General features: G+C 74.6%; 16 protein-coding genes. 8 read left to right on the forward strand and 8 right to left on the reverse strand.

All coding sequences use genetic code 11. The features are described 5' to 3' along the window. Positions 1 to 5 precede the first annotated feature (5 nt). From AC5RWQ_RS03455 to AC5RWQ_RS03475, 5 genes are read left to right on the forward strand one after another with little or no spacing between them, the layout of a single operon-like run. The gene (locus tag AC5RWQ_RS03455; protein ID WP_334486479.1) at positions 6 to 197 is read left to right on the forward strand and encodes a hypothetical protein; all 192 of its coding nucleotides are present in this window, start codon (positions 6 to 8) and stop codon (positions 195 to 197) included. A 59-nt stretch (positions 198 to 256) separates the two neighbouring features. After that, positions 257 to 658 carry a TadE family protein gene (locus tag AC5RWQ_RS03460; RefSeq protein WP_494281616.1) on the forward strand — a complete coding sequence of 134 codons (402 nt, stop codon included), beginning with the start codon at positions 257 to 259 and terminating at the stop codon, positions 656 to 658. After that, positions 643 to 1,134 carry a TadE/TadG family type IV pilus assembly protein gene (locus tag AC5RWQ_RS03465; RefSeq protein ID WP_494281289.1) on the forward strand — a complete coding sequence of 164 codons (492 nt, stop codon included), beginning with the start codon at positions 643 to 645 and terminating at the stop codon, positions 1,132 to 1,134. Before AC5RWQ_RS03460 ends, AC5RWQ_RS03465 begins: the two co-directional genes overlap by 16 nt. Next, positions 1,131 to 1,562 (forward strand): hypothetical protein, encoded by a 432-nt coding sequence (locus AC5RWQ_RS03470; protein ID WP_494281290.1) that lies wholly within the window; start codon positions 1,131 to 1,133, stop codon positions 1,560 to 1,562. Before AC5RWQ_RS03465 ends, AC5RWQ_RS03470 begins: the two co-directional genes overlap by 4 nt. A gap of 15 nt (positions 1,563 to 1,577) precedes the next feature. Next, positions 1,578 to 2,780, forward strand: coding sequence for a LysM peptidoglycan-binding domain-containing protein (locus tag AC5RWQ_RS03475; protein ID WP_494281291.1), 1,203 nt, complete (start codon positions 1,578 to 1,580; stop codon positions 2,778 to 2,780). A 67-nt stretch (positions 2,781 to 2,847) separates the two neighbouring features. Here the strand turns inward: AC5RWQ_RS03475 and AC5RWQ_RS03480 are convergent, their stop codons facing one another. The 3 genes from AC5RWQ_RS03480 to AC5RWQ_RS03490 form a co-directional block, all read right to left on the reverse strand. Next, the gene (locus tag AC5RWQ_RS03480) at positions 2,848 to 3,687 is read right to left on the reverse strand and encodes a Rieske (2Fe-2S) protein (RefSeq protein ID WP_494281292.1); all 840 of its coding nucleotides are present in this window, start codon (positions 3,685 to 3,687) and stop codon (positions 2,848 to 2,850) included. An 81-nt stretch (positions 3,688 to 3,768) separates the two neighbouring features. Beyond that, a complete protein-coding gene (locus AC5RWQ_RS03485) occupies positions 3,769 to 4,878 on the reverse strand; it encodes a hypothetical protein (RefSeq protein ID WP_494281293.1) in 1,110 nt (369 codons plus the stop codon). Beyond that, positions 4,878 to 5,393, reverse strand: a complete 516-nt coding sequence (locus AC5RWQ_RS03490; RefSeq protein ID WP_494281294.1) for a SigE family RNA polymerase sigma factor — start codon at positions 5,391 to 5,393, stop codon at positions 4,878 to 4,880. The genes AC5RWQ_RS03485 and AC5RWQ_RS03490 overlap by 1 nt, the downstream gene beginning before the upstream one ends. Before the next feature lie 121 nt (positions 5,394 to 5,514). On the opposite strand from AC5RWQ_RS03490, the gene AC5RWQ_RS03495 reads away from it, so the two are divergent. Continuing rightward, positions 5,515 to 6,603, forward strand: coding sequence for a DNA glycosylase AlkZ-like family protein (locus AC5RWQ_RS03495; protein WP_494281295.1), 1,089 nt, complete (start codon positions 5,515 to 5,517; stop codon positions 6,601 to 6,603). A gap of 30 nt (positions 6,604 to 6,633) precedes the next feature. Here AC5RWQ_RS03495 and bluB read toward each other — a convergent pair whose 3' ends face one another. Then, positions 6,634 to 7,260 (reverse strand): 5,6-dimethylbenzimidazole synthase, encoded by a 627-nt coding sequence (gene bluB, locus AC5RWQ_RS03500; RefSeq protein ID WP_494281296.1) that lies wholly within the window; start codon positions 7,258 to 7,260, stop codon positions 6,634 to 6,636. Positions 7,261 to 7,414: 154 nt separating this feature from the next. Here bluB and AC5RWQ_RS03505 point away from each other — a divergent pair, with 154 nt between their 5' ends. Continuing rightward, the gene (locus AC5RWQ_RS03505) at positions 7,415 to 8,176 is read left to right on the forward strand and encodes a crotonase/enoyl-CoA hydratase family protein (RefSeq protein WP_494281297.1); all 762 of its coding nucleotides are present in this window, start codon (positions 7,415 to 7,417) and stop codon (positions 8,174 to 8,176) included. Here AC5RWQ_RS03505 and AC5RWQ_RS03510 read toward each other — a convergent pair. Beyond that, complete coding sequence (locus AC5RWQ_RS03510) at positions 8,169 to 9,653, reverse strand: dihydrolipoyl dehydrogenase family protein (protein WP_494281298.1); 1,485 nt, start codon at positions 9,651 to 9,653, stop codon at positions 8,169 to 8,171. The two genes, AC5RWQ_RS03505 and AC5RWQ_RS03510, sit on opposite strands and share 8 nt — an antisense overlap. Positions 9,654 to 9,745: 92 nt before the next feature. Between AC5RWQ_RS03510 and AC5RWQ_RS03515 the strand changes: the two genes are divergently transcribed. Next, on the forward strand, positions 9,746 to 10,807 hold the full coding sequence (locus AC5RWQ_RS03515; RefSeq protein WP_494281299.1) for a serine hydrolase domain-containing protein: 1,062 nt from the start codon (positions 9,746 to 9,748) through the stop codon (positions 10,805 to 10,807). A gap of 4 nt (positions 10,808 to 10,811) precedes the next feature. On the opposite strand, the gene AC5RWQ_RS03520 is transcribed toward AC5RWQ_RS03515, so the two are convergent. From AC5RWQ_RS03520 to AC5RWQ_RS03530, 3 genes are all read right to left on the reverse strand, one after another. Beyond that, the gene (locus AC5RWQ_RS03520; RefSeq protein ID WP_494281300.1) at positions 10,812 to 11,300 is read right to left on the reverse strand and encodes a GNAT family N-acetyltransferase; all 489 of its coding nucleotides are present in this window, start codon (positions 11,298 to 11,300) and stop codon (positions 10,812 to 10,814) included. Between the two features lie 316 nt (positions 11,301 to 11,616). Then, positions 11,617 to 12,939 carry a cryptochrome/photolyase family protein gene (locus AC5RWQ_RS03525; protein WP_494281301.1) on the reverse strand — a complete coding sequence of 441 codons (1,323 nt, stop codon included), beginning with the start codon at positions 12,937 to 12,939 and terminating at the stop codon, positions 11,617 to 11,619. Beyond that, positions 12,936 to 13,847: a phytoene/squalene synthase family protein gene (locus AC5RWQ_RS03530; protein ID WP_494281302.1), complete on the reverse strand. Its 912-nt coding sequence runs from the start codon at positions 13,845 to 13,847 to the stop codon at positions 12,936 to 12,938. Before AC5RWQ_RS03530 ends, AC5RWQ_RS03525 begins: the two co-directional genes overlap by 4 nt. Positions 13,848 to 13,890: the final 43 nt, after the last annotated feature.

Below are 13,890 nucleotides of genomic sequence, written 5' to 3' on the forward strand. Positions count from 1 at the left end.
GTCCCATGCACGTCGTCACGTTCCTCTACGTCGCCGCGGTGGCGCGCCTGTCCGAGCTGCGCCGGGAGGCCGACCGTGGGGACAGCCCGGTCCCGACCGCGGTGATCATCGCCGGCCTGGTGGTGGCGGGGATCGCCGTCACCGCCCTGGTCCGGACCAAGGCCACCACCTGGATGAACAACATCCCGAACAAGTGATCCGGACACCCTCGCCAGCCGCGTCGCGGGACCGGGCGGCCACCGCCCGGTCCGGGGGCGTGCTCCGGGCCGTCCGCCGCCGGCTCAGCAGCGGGGGTACGGACCGGGGCGCGAACCCGGTCGAGCTGGCCGTGGTGATGCCGGCGGTGCTGCTGCTCCTCTTCGCCTCCGTGCAGCTCGCCGTCTGGTTCGTGGCCCGGTCGACCGCGCTGAACGCCGCGCAGAGCGGGGTCAACGCGCAGCGGGTGCTCCAGGCGCCGGCCGGTGCCGGCGAGGCCCGGGCCACCCGGTTCCTGGCCGCCGCCGGGGACTGGCTGGTCGGGGCGAACGTCCGGTGCGCCGCCGGCGCGACGGAGGTGACCTGCACGGTCACCGGCCGGTCCCTGACCGTCGTTCCTGGGGTCCGGTTCGGGGTACGGCAGACCGCGCACGGCACCGTCGAGCGGTGGACCGAGCCGTGACCGCCGCGCCGGAGGGCCGTACCCGGGGATCGGTCTCGGTGGAGGTGGCCGTGCTCGCCCCCGCGTTCATCGTGTTGATGGTGTTGGCCGGGATGACCGGCCGGGTCGCGGTGGCCGACGAGGCGGTGGAGGCCGCCGCCCACGACGCCGCCCGCGCCGCCTCGATCGCCCGGGACGCGGGCAGCGCGGACCGCGCCGCCCGGGAGGCGGCCCGCCTCCGGCTCGACTGGCGGGGGCTGAACTGCGCGAGCGCGCCCCGGGTCGCCCTGTGGGGATCGACCCGGACCGCGTCGAAGGTGTCACTGAGCGCGGCGTACCGGCAGCCGCTGGGTGAGCCGGTCAGCATCTGGGTGCGGGTGAGCTGCACCGTCTCGCTGAACGACATCCGCTTTCCCGGGCTGGCGGCCTCGGGTGGCACGAGGAACGTCGAGGCGAGCTTCGCCTCCCCGCTGGACAGCTACCGGAGCCGGCGATGACCACCCGGCCGACCCACGACGAGGGCCGGATCAGCCTCTTCCTGGCCGTCGCCATGCTGGGTGTGCTGGCGATCATCGGCGTCTCGTACGACGGCGCGGGCCAGCTCCGCACCCTGCAACGGGCCGACGACCTGGCCGCCGAGGCGGCCCGCAGCGGCGGCCAGATGATCGACCGGGCCAAGGCGATCGAGGGCCGCCCGAAGGTGATCGACGAGCGGGCCGCCCGCGCCGCCGTCGGGCAGTACCTCGGCGGCCTCGACGACGTGACCGGCTGGCGGGTGGCGTTCCCCGTGGTGGCCGGCGAGAAGCAGATCCAGGTCCGGGTGACCGTCGTCTACCGCCGGCACATGCTCGGCCTGATCGGCATGAACCGCACCGTCACCGTCTCCGGTGAGGCCACCGCACGGGCCCTCACCGACCGACCGTAGGAAGGGAAGGCCGCCATGACCGCACCTCGCGGGTCCGCCGTCCGGCGGACCGGGCAGCTGCTCACCGGCTTCGGGTCGCTGGTCGTCCTGGTCGCGCTGCTGGCCGGCGCGCCGGTGGCGCTGCTCGCCTTCGCCGGCAATCCGCTCCCCGACCACCTGCCCAGCCTCGCTGCGGTCGGCACCGCGCTGACCAGCCGGGACGACGGTCAGCTCTTCCTGCGCGCCCTCGCCGTGGTGGGCTGGTTCGGCTGGGCGACGTTTGCCTTCTCCGTACTGGTGGAGCTGGGCGCGCAGGTGGCCCGGCGGCCGGCGCCCCGGCTGCCCGGGATGAGCCGACAGCAGCGGGCGGCGGCGGCGCTGGTCGGGTCGGTGGCGCTGATCATCGCGGCCAGCCCGGCGGCGAGCGCGGCGACCGCACTGTCGTATCCAGGTGCGGCCCCGGTGGCGAGCGCGGCGACCGCAGTGTCCTACCCGGGTGCGGCCCCGGCCGCGCCGGGCGCGACCGCCCTGGCGGCCCCGGCGGCGACGCTGGCGCCGCGTACCGCCGCAACGCCGGCCGGCGGGCAGCCGGCGGTGTACCAGGTGGCGAAGGGCGACTACCTGGGCGAGGTGGCGGAACGCTACCTGGACGACTTCGACCGTTATCCGGAGGTGGCCCGGCTGAACCGGCTGCCCGACGCGGACCGGATCCACCCTGGTCAGCTCATCAAGCTGCCCGCGGGGGCCGACGACGCCGGCACGCGCCGGCACGCCGCCGGGGGCCTGGTCACCCCGCGCAAGCCGTCGGGTGGCCAGGCTGGTCCGCAGCGGTCGGCCGGGGCGATCACCCCGGCCCCGGGGACCCGGACGCCGCACGGCAAGGGCGGACCGTCGGCCCCGCAGACCGCTCGGCCGCAGACCGCGCCGTCGCCGGTCGAGAAGCCGGCAGGGGTGCCCCCGGCGATGGCCGCCGGGGCCTCCCGGGCCACCGAGGACGACGGGATGAACCGGCCGCTGGCCGTCTCGGCGGTGCTGGCGGTGGCGAGCATCATCGGGGCGCAGATCGGTGCGGTGCTGGGCCTGCGTCGCCGCCCGGCCCGGGTCACCGCGGGCCGCACGTCGGCCGCCCGTACCCTCGCCGCCCGTACCTCGACCGCGCGGACCTCCGCCGGCCGGGCGGCCGCGAGCCGGGCGTCCGCGGCCCGCGCCCTGGTCTCCGGCCGGCACCGCCGCAAATGACCCTCGGGTACGCGCACCACATGGCCATGATCATGACGCGGCGCCGACGGGCGCGGCCGGCGACGGGTCAGGGGAGTTTGGTCTGGAGGACGCCGTCGACCACCCGGGTGGGCAGGAGTTGCTGGTCGTTGGCGGACGGTCCGTGCACGACCTCGCCGCCGTTGAGCCGGAACGTCGACCCGTGCCACGGGCAGACCACGCAGTCGTGTCCGTTGATCTCCTGCACCTCGCCCTGGCCGAGCGGTCCGCTCTGGTGCGGACAGCGCTCCAGCATCACGGTGATGTCGTCGCCGTGCCGGTAGACGATCACCGACACGTCGTCCACCTCACGGGTGATCAACTTCCGCTCCGGCAGCGCGGCCAGGTCGGCGACCGCCTTCCACTCGTCGGTCATCAGGTGCAGCTCGGAGATGCTCTGGTTGACCTGCGCGCCCTGCTTGTACGCCAGGTGCCCACCGATGTACGCCCCGGCGCTCGCCGCGGTCAGCCCCAGGTACGCCAGCGCCCGCCCCGTCCCGTGCCGGCCCCGCAGCCGGGCGGCGAGCGAGCCGGCGTAGAGCGCCAGCCCGATCGAGTTGGAGGCGGCGTGCACCAGCCCGACCCGGCGCTGGTCCCGGGCGAGGGCGGCCCAGTCGTTGAGCCCCGCGACGGCGGCCGGTACGGCGCTCACCGTGCCGAGGGCGACCAGCGTGGTCGCGGCGCGCCGCTGGCCCGGCAGCAGGTCGACCACCGCGGCGCTCATCCAGGCGCCCACCGGCACCTGCACCATCGCGGGGTGCAGTGGGTGGCCGAGGAAGACCCCGTGCAGCAGGTCCCGGACCCGCTGCGGCCGCAGGGTTCCCTGCACCACCCGCTGCAGCCGGTCGCCGAACCGGTCCAGCTTCGCGTTCTGCTCGATTCTCGTCATCAGCGCTCGCACCCTGTCCGACTTCCCGGCGGGGGCGGTCGCAAACCGGGCGGTGGGCACCAATCCCCCGCTCGGGTGACGTCACCGCCAGTCGGCGACCTTCGGGTGGAAGGTGGTGTCCCGGAAGAGCCCGTCCAGGCTGCCGCCGAACGCCCGCAGGGTGGCCCGGTCATGCACGTCGATCTCCACGTAGAGGCCGTGGACGTTGTACACCTGGAGGGAGGCGCCGCCGTCCATGCCCGTACGGCGACGGGCCGGATGACCGTCCAGCGTGGAGTCCGGATCGCCGAGGACGGCGCCGTCGCCCGATTCGGAGGCGCGCGGCATCATCAGCACGACCAGGGGCCAGTCCCCGAACGTCGTCCGGCCGCCGGCGCTGTACGCCAGCTCCACGCTCCAGCCGCCCCGGGAGAACCTGCTCACCTGATACGAGATCGGCTTCAGGCCGGCCGGGAGCGCGCTCAGGCGTGCCGGCAGCCGGACCGGTCGGTCCACGCCGTAGCGCACGTCCGCGGCGATCCGACGGGCCAGCAGGCGCGGGTCGGCGCCCTCCGGCGCCCGCTGCACGATCACCTCGGCCCAGGCACCCGGGGCGTACTCCCAGCGCAACGCCGTGGACCCGGGATCGGGCGCGGCGACGGTGTTCCATCGCGCACTGCGGCCGTTGACCGGCTCGGCGGCCTCCGCGCCGGCCTTGCCCGTGGCACTGTCGGGTGCGGCGAAGTCCCACTCGATGCCGAGGACGATGCCCCGGCCCGCCGGCACCATCCGCAGGTCGACCGTCAGGCCCGGGTTCTTGGCGGCCGGCGACACCGGCGTCGCCGCGGTGAGCGCGAGTTGGTCGGCCCGCGTCGTGACGGTGCGGTCGGTCAGGCCATCCGGGAGCCAGCCGAAGTCGGCGTACTGGCGGGAGGGGGCGAAGGCGGCCGGGGCACGCGAGGGCATCGGGGCGGTGCTGGCCACCGTCGGGGTCGGCCTGACCGCGGGCGTGGCGGGCGTCGGCGCGGCCTGCCGCTCGAGGACCGCGGGCGCGGCGACGAGGACGGCGGCCACGGCGAGGCCGGCGGCGGCCGCCAGCCCGACCCGGCGCCGCCGCACGGTCCGGCGCCCGTCGCGTACGGCCCGGTGCAGGTCCACGGCCGACGGCGGGAGCGCCGCGTCTCGCAGCGGCGTGAGCAGCTTCTCCTCCATCACTTCCCCTCTCCGATGATCGCGTACGCGGCGGTGCCGAGCAGACGACGCAGGTGGGCCAGGCCCTGGGAGGTCTGGCTCTTGACGGTGCCTGCGGTGCAGCCGAGGGTCTGGGCGACCTCGTCGACGGGTCGGTCGTGCAGGAAGCGCAGCACCAGCACGGCCCGCTGCCGGGGCGGCACCTGGGCGAGCGCGGCGCGGAGCACTTCCCGGTCCTCGACGGTGTCGCCGGGGGGCAGGGGTACCCGCTCGGGTGGCGTGTCGACCAGCCGTACCCGGGACCAGAGCCGGCGTTTTTCGTCGAGGAAGACCCGGATCAGCACGGTCCGGACGTACGCGTCGAGGTTGTCGGCCTCGCGGGCCCGGCGCCAGTTGACGTAGATCCGGGTGACCGCCGCCTGCACGAGGTCGTCGCCGCGGTGGGCGTCCCCGACGAGCTGGCAGGCGATCCGGCGCAGCGCCGGCAGCCGCGCCGTTACGTACTCGACGTACTCCTGTTCCAGGTCCGCCCGCATCCACCCACCCCGATCGTGAACGATTCCACCCCGCTGACGGGGCCGGCACCGCGGCGGGTTGTACGCGCCGCCGACTTTCCGCGGGCCGTGTCCTGTCGGAGGTGGTGGTTAGCCTCGGTCCATGTCTCGTCACCGCTTGGACCGAGATCAGGCCCGGCAGATCGCGGTCCGCGCCCAACTGCTCGACGCGCACCGGCCAGGAGATCTCGGCACGGTGCTGGAGAGGTTGACCTTCCTGCAACTGGATCCGACGGCGGCGGTGGCGCCGAGCGCCGACCTGGTGGCGTGGTCCCGGCTCGGCGCCCGCTACCGCCCTGAGGATCTGCTGCTGGCCGTGGAGCGGGACAGGGCGGCCTTCGAGCACCGCGCGATGGTGCGGCCGATGACGGATCTGGGGCTCTACCTGGCCGAGATGGCCGCGTCGCCGGAGGAGGGGCGGAAACGGGCCTGGCTGGAGGCGAACGCCTCGTTCCGGCGGGATGTGCTGGACCGGCTGCGGGGCGCGGGGCCGCTGCTCTCCCGCGAGGTGCCGGACACCAGCGTGGTGCCGTGGCCGTCGACCGGCTGGACGAACAACCGCAACGTCACCCAGATGCTGGAGCTCCTCGCCGCCCGCGGCGAGATCGCCATCTCGGGCCGGGTCGGGCGGCAGCGCCGGTGGGACCTGGCCGAGCGGGTCTATCCGGCGGGCACGCCGACGGTGCCGTTGGCCGAGGCCCGGGCGAGGCGAAACGGGCGGCTGCTCCGGTCCCTGGGCATCGCCCGGTCCATCGTCGTCGGTGACGCCGGTGAGCCGGCGGAGGTGGCGGGCACGCCGGGTGTCTGGCGGGTCGACCCGGCGATGCTGGGTCAGCCGTTCGCCGGGCGTACCGCTCTGTTGTCGCCGTTCGACCGGCTGATCCACGACCGGAAGCGGGCGCTGGAGCTGTTCGACTTCGAGTACAAGCTGGAGATGTACGTGCCGAGGGGCCAGCGCCGCTGGGGCTACTTCGCGCTGCCGGTGCTGCACCACGACCGGCTGGTCGGCAAGGTGGACGCGACCGCCGACCGGAAGGCCTCGACGCTGCGGGTGGACGCCGTCCACGAGGACGTCCCGTTCACCCCGGAGCTGACCGCGGCGGTGGGCGCGGAGCTGACGGCGTTGGCGTCCTGGCTGGGCCTGGCCGGGGTCAGCGGGGCGGTCAGGCCGGCCCGACGGCGGGCACCCTGACAAGACCGCGAAGACCCGCGGGCCGCGGACTCAGTGACCGCCCGTCCACCGATCGGCGTGCAGGGCCTCCGCGAGCGGGCGCTTCTGTCGCCAGCCGTGCCGGGCCAGGTCCGGCACCTGCTCCAGGTGGGTCACCGGCCCGACGCAGAGCCAGGCCACCGGCCGGACGCCCGACGGAATGCCCAGCAGGTCGGCGAGGAAGGCCTCCCGGTAGAACGACACCCAGCCGACACCGAGCCCCTCGGCGGTGGCGGCGAGCCAGAGGTTCTGGATGGCCAGGCAGACCGAGTAGAGGCCGGCGTCGGCGATCGCGTGCCGGCCCAGTACGGCCGGTCCGCCCCGGGACGGCGAGTAGGTCACCACGATCGACAGGGTCGACTCCAGCACCCCGTCGATCTTGATCCGGGCGAACCGATCGGCGGCCTCGCCGGAGAGGGTCGCCGCGAAGATGTCCCGCTCGGCCTGCACGTGCTCGTGGAACCGGCGGCGAAGCGCGGCGTCGCGCACCAGGATGAAGTCCCACGGCTGCGTGTAGCCGACGCTGGGTGCGGCGTGCGCCGCGTCGAGGATCCGGTGCAGGGTGTCGTCCGGCACCGGTTCCGAGGTGAACTCGGCCCGGACGTCCCGGCGTCGGTGGATGGCGGTGTAGAGGTCCACGGCAGGCTCCCGCTGCGCTGGGCCCGCCCCGGAAGGTCGGGCGGTCGCATGATCATTGCCGCCGCCGATGCTAGCCGCCGAGCGCCGACCGCGTACCCGCGCCGAGGTCGCGTTGGCCCTGGCGTGCCGGCGCCGCCGGCGGCATGCTGTCCCGATGGCCGTACACGTCACGCACGACGGACCGGTGACCACGGTGATCCTCGACCGGGCGGCGTCCCGCAACGCCGTCGACGGGCCCACCGCCCGGGCCCTCGCCGACGCGTTCCGCGCCTTCGAGGCCGACCCGGACGCCGCCGTCGCCGTGCTCTGGGGAGCCGGCGGCACCTTCTGCTCGGGCGCCGACCTCAAGGCCATCGGCACCCCCAGCGGCAACCGGGTCGAGGCCGACGGCGACGGCCCGATGGGACCCACCCGCATGTCGCTGTCCAAGCCGGTCATCGCCGCGATCTCCGGGTACGCCGTGGCCGGCGGCCTCGAACTGGCCCTCTGGTGCGACCTGCGGGTCGCCGAGTCCGACGCGACGCTCGGGGTGCTCTGCCGGCGGTGGGGCGTCCCGCTGATCGACGGCGGGACGGTGCGGCTGCCGAGGCTGATCGGCGAGAGCCGGGCGATGGACCTGATCCTCACCGGCCGGGCGGTGCCCGCCGCCGAGGCGTACGCGATGGGTCTGGTCAACCGGCTGGTCGCGCCGGGTGAGGCCCGGGCGGCGGCCGAGCGGCTCGCCGCCGAGATCGCCCGCCACCCGCAGACCTGCCTGCGCAACGACCGCGCCTCGGTGCTCGCCACCGGCGGCCTTTCCGAGCCGGAGGCGCTCGCCACCGAGCTGGCGTACGGGATGGAGTCCCTGGCGACGGACGCGGCGGCCGGCGCGGCCCGGTTCGCCGCGGGCGCCGGCCGCCACGGCACCGTCAGCTGAGGTTGCGCAGGGCGTCCTCGATGGCCCGGTGGAACGTCGGGTACGCGTAGATCATGTGCCGGAGCTGACTCAGCGGCACCGCCGCGTGCACCGCCACCACCAGCGCCGACAGCACCTCGCCACCGGCCGGGCCGACCGAGGTGGCACCGATCAGCACGCCCTGGTCGGCGTCGGCGACCAGCTTGATGAAGCCCTCGTTGCCGACCTTGTGGATCCAGCCCCGGGTTGACGACGACAGCTGCGAGACGCCGACCTGCACGTTGATGCCACGCTCGCGGGCCTGCTTCTCGGTGAGCCCGACCGCGCCCACCTCCGGGTCGGTGAAGGTGACCCTTGGCAGCGCCCGGTAGTCGGCGCCGGGCACGGTGCCGGCTCCGCCGCTCGTACCGGCCGTGGCCGTCGCCCCGCCGACCCCGCTGACCGCTCCCATCGCGCCGCCCACCACGCTCGCGGTGCCGCTGGCGTCCGCGCCACCCTCGGCATGCCGGGCGTGGTCGAGCAGGTCGGCGATCACGATTCCCGCCTGGTACATGGCGATGTGGGTGAAGGCCCCCTCGCCGGTCAGGTCACCGACCGCCCAGATGCCGTCGGCGACGTGCATCCGCTCGTCCATCGGCAGGTAGCGCTGGGAGGCGTCGATCGAGACGGTGTCCAGGCCCAGCTCCTCGAGGTGCGCCCGGCGCCCGGTGACCACCAGCAGCCGCTCGGCGGTGAAGCTCTGGTCGCCGGAGTGCACGGTGAACGTGGTCCCGTCGTGGCTGACCCGTTCGGCCTTGACCCCGGTACGGATCTCCACCCCGTCGGCGCGCAGCGCGGCGGTGGCCACCTCGGAGGCCTCCGGCTCCTCGACGGCGAGCACTCGCTCGAACGCCTCGACCACGGTGACCCGGACGCCGAACCGGGCGAAGACCTGGGCCAGCTCCAGCCCGATCGCCCCGCCGCCGAGGATCAGCAGCGTCCCGGGCAGCTCCTCGACCTCGATCGCCTGGTGGTTCGTCCAGTACGGCGTGTCGGCCAGCCCGTCGATCGGCGGCACGGACGGGCGGGTGCCGGTGCCGAGCACGATGCCGTGCCGGGCCTGGAACACCTGCTCGCCGACGCGTACCCGGCCGGGGCCGTCGAGCCGGCCGCTGCCCCGCAGGAACCGACCGCCCCGGCCGGTGAACCGGTCCACCGCGGCCTGGTCGTTCCAGTTGTCGGTGGCCTCTTCCCGGATCCGCTTCGCCACCGGGGCCCAGTCCGGCTGGACCTGCGCCGAGCCGGCCAGCTCGTTGACCCGCCGCGCTTCGGCCAGAGAGTTCGCCGCCCTGATCATCATCTTGCTCGGGATGCAGCCCCAGTAGGGGCACTCGCCGCCGACCAGGTCCCGCTCCACGCCGACCACGCTGAGGCCGGCCTCGGCGAGTCGCCCGGCCACCTCCTCGCCGCCCACGCCCAGCCCGACCACGACCACGTCCACCAGTTCCGGCTCCGCCATGCCGCCAGCATTGCGCACCAACCTGGGGCCGGCCATCGGTCCGGGTGGGAATTCCCGCGCCCGTAATCATTCCCACCGCCTACCGTGGCCGGATGCACGCACGCTTCGCCCCGGTCCGGGACTGCTTCCACGACCTGCTCGCCGGCGGCCGGGAGACCGGCGCCGGCCTGACCGTCTGGTACGACGGCCGCCCGGTCGTCGAGCTGGTCGGCGGCGGCTCCGCCGGTCGACAGTTCGCGCCGGACACCCTGGTGGACGTCTACTCGGTCGGCAAGCCGGTGGCGGCGCTCTGCCTGCTCATGCTGGTCGAGCGGGGGCGGGTCGACCCCGACGCGCCGGTGTCGACCTACTGGCCGGGCTTCCGCGCGCCGGCGACCGTCCGGCAGGTGCTCAGCCACACCGCCGGGCTGCCGGCGTTCCCGGTGCCCCGGCCGGCGGAGGCGATCGCCGACTGGGCGCTGCTCTGCGCCGACCTGGCCGCCGCCGAGCCGGAGTGGGAACCCGGAGCCGTCGCGGGCGAGCACGCCTGGACGTACGGGCACCTGGTGGGTGAGCTGGTCCGGCGGGTGGACGGCCGATCCGTGGGGCGCTTCCTGGCCGAGGAGATCGCCGGGCCGTGGCGGCTCGATCTGGGCTTCGGTCTCGGCGCGGCGGACCAGCGGCGCTGCGCCGACCTGTCGTACGGCGATCCGGCGTGGCCCGACCGGATGCGCGGTGAGCCGGGGTCGCTGCGGGCCCGGGCGGTGGACAACCCGCCCGGCGGTCGGGACCTGGTGGTGGTCAACAGCGCGCTCTGGCGGGGCGCGGAGATTCCGGCGGTCAACCTGCACGCCACCGCGTCCGGCCTGGCCCGGCTCTACGCGGGTCTGCTGGCCGGCGGCACCCTGGACGGGGTGCGCCTGTTCGGTCCCGAGCTGGTCGCCGAGGCCACCCGGGTCCAGTACGACGGCCCGGACCTCGTCCTGGGCCGGCGGGTGTGCTGGACGTTGGGCATGCAGTGGGAGCCGGACGGCAGCTGGGGCATGGGCGGGATCGGCGGGAGCAGCGCCTGGGCCGACCCGGGGCGGGGCTACACCTTCGCGTACGCGACCGCCCGGCTCGCCGACCACGACCGGGTCGACGAGCTGGTCGAGGCGCTGCACTCCTGCCTGTGACCGGTCACCCGTCGAGTCGGGCGTAGTAGCGGACCAGCGGCAATCCGACGAAGCCCGCCTTCTCGTACGTCCGCCGGGCCGGGGCGTGCCCGTCGTCCCCGCCGGTGCCCACCACGGCCAGCACGACCCCGGCGGCCCGGAGGCGGTCCAGGGCGTACCCGGTCAGCGCGGACCCGATCCCCCGCCGCTGGACGGACGGGTCGACGGCGAGCATGTAGATCTCGCCCTCGGTCCGGCCGGCGTTGATCCGGATCGCGACGAACCCCACGGGCCGCCCGTCCACGACGGCGACGTGGACGTCGTTGCCGGTGTCCCGGCAGACCTCGGCCACGGCCCGCGCCTGGCTCTCCCGCCAGTCCGGATAGATCGCCCGGTAAACGGGTTCGCCGAGCACCTCCCCGAACGAGGCGAAGACCGGTGCCCAGGCGCGGAGCGAGAACTCCACCAGGGTGGGGATCTCGGCGGGGCCGAGTGGACGGATCTCGGTTCGCATCGGTCCAGGCTGGACCCCGTTGCCGATCGGGGCCAACGACTTTCTGCCGGAGACTGCGGTGGCGACACTTTCTGTGACGGGCCAAACTGGTGACCGTGGGTCACGGCCGCCGTCGGACCGGACCACCTCCTCCGGCCCTTTGCTCTGCTGCCCTGGATGCAACACCGAAATGACCAGGGGCGCGATGCGCGGAGGCCTGCTGAGGCGATCGATCCACGGTGACGGCAAGTTACCGTTGCCTGGAGGGCAGCAGAGCAAAGCGTGCGAACGGGTGTCCCGGCGCCAGCGGGAGAGCCACGCTGCGTGACCCTGACGGTCAGCGCATCCAGACCGGGTCGGCGCCCGGGACCGCCAGCGGCTGCGGGTAGTCCAGCTTCCGGCGCACCTCGGCCGGCAGCCGCCACGGCTGGTGCACCGCCTTGCCGGCCACCGCCGCCAGCTCGGGCACCCACCGCCGGACGTAGCCGCCGTCGGGGTCGTACCGTTCGGCCTGCCGGACCGGGTTGAGGCTCCGGTACGGGCGGCTGTCGTTGCCGGTGCCGGCCACCCACTGCCAGTTGCCGGAGTTGTTGGCCACGTCCCCGTCGAGCAGCCAGCGGGAGAAGACCGCCACGCCGGGCCGCCAGTCCAGCCCGAGCACCTTGGTCAGGTAGCCGGCGGTGATCAGCCGGGCCCGGTTGTGCATCCACCCCTCGGCCCGCAGCTGCCGCATGCCGGCGTCCACGATCGGCATGCCGGTCCGCCCCTCGGTCCAGGCGGCCATCGCGTCCGCGTCGTACCGCCAGTCCTCGGTCGCCCCGCGCCGGTACGCCTTCCCCGAGATCTCCGGGAAGGCGGCGGTGACCTGGTAGTAGAAGTCGCGCCAGCAGAGCTGCCGGACGAACGGCCCGTCCCGGCCGCCGGCCCGGTACGCCACCGCCAGCGGGGAGAGGCAGCCGAACCGCAGGTACGGGCTGAGCCGGGACGTCTCGTCGCCGGCCATGTCGTCGTGGATGTCGTCGTACCGGTCCAGGGTCGGCAGCCATGCCGTGAGCCGCCGCCGCGCGACGCTCTCGCCGCCGGCCGCCGCGTCCGGCGACTCCCCCTCCGGCGGCGCCGGCAGCGGCCCGACCCGGACGCCGTCGGGCAGGCTGATCCGGTCCGGCGCGGCCAGTTCCTCCCGCCAGGCCGCCCCCTGCCAGCTGCGGAAGTACGGGCTGAACACCCGGTAGTGGTCGCCGCCGGTCGGCCGCAGCGCCCCCGGCTCGACGATGGTGACGCCGGGGAAGAGCCGCAGGTGAAGCCGGTGCCGCTCGCACTCCTGGAGCAGCCGACGCTCGCGGCGGCGGGCGTACCGGCTGACGTCGGCGGAGAGGCCGATCCCCTCGGCGCCCACCTCCCGGGCCAGCCTGATCGTCTCGGCCACCGGGTCGCCCCGGCGGACCACCAGGTCGCCGCCGCGCTCGCGCAGCGCCTCGCGCAGCTCGGCGAGGCTCTGGTGCAGAAACCGGGTGCGGTTCGGCGAGCGGTCGGCCAGCGCCGGGTCGAGCACGTAGAGCGGCACGACCCGGTCGAAGGCGGCGCAGGCGGTGGCGAGCGCCGGGTGGTCGTGCACCCGCAGGTCGCGGGTGAAGAGCACGACCACGATGCGCCCGCTCACGGCAAGGCCGGTCCCGGTACGACGACCGGGGTCCCGGTGCGGGTGAGCAGGGCCCGGCTGGCGACCGCCATCCGACGTCGCTGCGGAACCAGGGCGCGCCGGACGAAGACGTCGTAGTCCTGCGTCGCCACCTCGTCGAGGATGCCGCCGTAGAGCGCGTACGCGGTGCGCATGCAGGCCTGCGAGGCGGGGGCGAGCAGGGTGATGCCCGGCGCGGCGGCGGCGTAGTGCGCCTGGGCGCGGGTCACCTCGTACTCGATCAGGTCCCGGATCTTCGCGGTGGTGCGGCCCTGCGCCTTCGCCGCGAGCAGGTCGTCGCGGGTGACGTTGAACTTGGCCAGGTCCTCGTCGGGCAGGTAGGTGCGGCCCCGGTCGAGGTCCTCGGCGACGTCCCGGATGAAGTTGGTGAGCTGGAAGGCGAAGCCGAGCTGGCGGGCCGGCTCGCGGGCCGCCGCCGGGTCGGAGCTGCCGAGGATGGGCAGCATCATCGTGCCGATGACCGCCGCCGAGCCCTCCATGTAGTCGAGCAGGTCGTCGTAGGTCGGGTACGACATGACCGTGAGGTCCATCGCCATGCTGCGCAGAAACGACGCAAAGTCGTCGCGGTCGAGGTCGAAGACGGCGATGGTGTGCAGCACCGCCGGGAGCAGCGGGTCGTCGACCGGCTCGCCGTGCAGGCCGGCGACGAAGCGGGAGGACCACTCGTCGAGCCGGGCCGCGCGCTCGGCCGGCGGCAGGTCCTCGGTGCGGTCGACGATCTCGTCGGCGTAGCGGGTGAATCCGTACAGGGCGTGCACGTGCCGCCGTTTCCATGCGGGCAGCAGGCGGGTGGCGAGATAGTAGGTACGCCCGTGGCGTTTGTGCAGCTCCTGGCAGCGGGCATAGGCAGCGGTGAGATCGGTGTCCACCGGCCCTCCTCGAAATTCGACGCAGCAATCGACGCAACTCGTA

Source organism: Micromonospora sp. BS32 (assembly GCF_059089345.1).

Bases quoted from the DNA above. Each gene is read 5' to 3' on its own strand.
- AC5RWQ_RS03515 (WP_494281299.1), top strand. From the start codon at position 9,746: ATGCACGCACGCTTCGCCCCGGTCCGGGACTGCTTCCACGACCTGCTC.
- AC5RWQ_RS03455 (WP_334486479.1), top strand. From the start codon at position 6: ATGCACGTCGTCACGTTCCTCTACGTCGCCGCGGTGGCGCGCCTGTCC.
- AC5RWQ_RS03510 (WP_494281298.1), bottom strand. From the start codon at position 9,653: ATGGCGGAGCCGGAACTGGTGGACGTGGTCGTGGTCGGGCTGGGCGTG.
- AC5RWQ_RS03505 (WP_494281297.1), top strand. From the start codon at position 7,415: ATGGCCGTACACGTCACGCACGACGGACCGGTGACCACGGTGATCCTC.
- AC5RWQ_RS03520 (WP_494281300.1), bottom strand. From the start codon at position 11,300: ATGCGAACCGAGATCCGTCCACTCGGCCCCGCCGAGATCCCCACCCTG.
- AC5RWQ_RS03485 (WP_494281293.1), bottom strand. From the start codon at position 4,878: ATGGAGGAGAAGCTGCTCACGCCGCTGCGAGACGCGGCGCTCCCGCCG.
- AC5RWQ_RS03480 (WP_494281292.1), bottom strand. From the start codon at position 3,687: ATGACGAGAATCGAGCAGAACGCGAAGCTGGACCGGTTCGGCGACCGG.
- AC5RWQ_RS03495 (WP_494281295.1), top strand. From the start codon at position 5,515: ATGTCTCGTCACCGCTTGGACCGAGATCAGGCCCGGCAGATCGCGGTC.
- AC5RWQ_RS03475 (WP_494281291.1), top strand. From the start codon at position 1,578: ATGACCGCACCTCGCGGGTCCGCCGTCCGGCGGACCGGGCAGCTGCTC.
- AC5RWQ_RS03490 (WP_494281294.1), bottom strand. From the start codon at position 5,393: ATGCGGGCGGACCTGGAACAGGAGTACGTCGAGTACGTAACGGCGCGG.
- AC5RWQ_RS03470 (WP_494281290.1), top strand. From the start codon at position 1,131: ATGACCACCCGGCCGACCCACGACGAGGGCCGGATCAGCCTCTTCCTG.